General features: G+C 49.9%; 1 protein-coding gene. It reads left to right on the plus strand.

Translation table 11 applies throughout. The features are described 5' to 3' along the window. A partial coding sequence (locus tag R7P35_RS24610) for a GspE/PulE family protein (RefSeq protein WP_318092967.1) occupies window positions 1–1304 on the plus strand: 1304 nt, incomplete at its 5' end. Between the last annotated feature and the right edge of the window lie 36 nt (window positions 1305–1340).

Raw genomic sequence — 1340 nt, forward strand, 5'->3', positions numbered from 1 at the left:
ACCGTTACTACCGCCGTACTAAAGAGATCGCGTCCTTTGCTGAGCAGTTACAAGCAGAGCACCAAGACGTACAAAGCTTTGACTATGGCATCGATGAAGCTGACAGTGAAGAAGTCACCGTTGTAAAACTGGTTAATTCGATGTTTGAAGACGCGGTGCAAGTTGGTGCATCGGATATCCATATCGAACCAGACGATAAAGTCCTGCGTTTACGCCAGCGTGTCGACGGTGTGCTGCATGAAACCATTCTGAACGAAGTGAACATCGCTTCTGCATTGGTATTACGCCTTAAGTTGATGGCGCACTTGGATATTTCTGAGAAGCGTCTGCCACAAGATGGTCGCTTCAACATCAAAGTTCGTGGTCAATCGATTGATATTCGTATGTCGACGTTACCGACTCAGTACGGTGAATCGGTCGTAATGCGTCTGCTTAACCAGTCGTCAGGTTTACGTCCATTAGAAGAATCGGGTTTACCGCCTGAGCTACTGTCGCGCTTACGTCGTCAGTTATCTCGTCCTCATGGCATGATTTTGGTAACTGGCCCTACGGGATCGGGTAAAACCACGACACTTTACGGTGCGTTGAGCGAGCTCAATGAACCGGGTAAAAAGATCATCACCGCAGAAGATCCGGTGGAATACCGTTTACCACGTATCACGCAAGTACAGATCAACGGCAAGATCGACTTAACGTTTTCACGCGTGCTACGCACCTTCTTGCGTCAAGACCCAGACATCATTTTGATTGGTGAGATGCGTGACCAAGAGACGGTAGAGATTGGCTTGCGAGCAGCACTAACCGGCCACTTAGTATTGAGTACGTTGCACACCAACGATGCGGTCGACAGCGCACTGCGTATGATCGACATGGGGGCGCCAGGCTATCTCGTTGCCAGTGCCGTGCGTGCCGTTGTGGCTCAGCGATTGGTTCGCCGTGTTTGTCCAGATTGTAAAACCCAAGATCATCTCGATGAGTCGCGTCAACAATGGTTAGCGGGGCGTTTTCCAAATCAAGTTGGGGTGACTTTCCACAAAGGAGCAGGTTGTCAAAACTGTAATTTGACGGGGTATCGAGGTCGAATCGGTGTGTTTGAAATGCTTGAGCTGGAACATGAGATGATGGACAAGCTGCGTGCGAATGATGCGGTTGGCTTTGCACAAGCGGCTCGACGTTCAGAAAACTACAAACCGCTTCTTGCCTCAGCAATGGAGCTTGCACTGCAAGGTGCTGTGAGCCTGGATGAAGTGATGACCCTCGGCGAGGGTGACGCTTCGGGTAAAACTGATCCCATTTTCATGTAGGTAAGTGAATGCCAACTTTTCGTTATCAAGGCCGCA

Origin of the sequence: Vibrio sp. Vb0304 (assembly GCF_033338995.1) — a bacterium.
GTDB classification, from domain to species: domain Bacteria; phylum Pseudomonadota; class Gammaproteobacteria; order Enterobacterales; family Vibrionaceae; genus Vibrio; species Vibrio alginolyticus.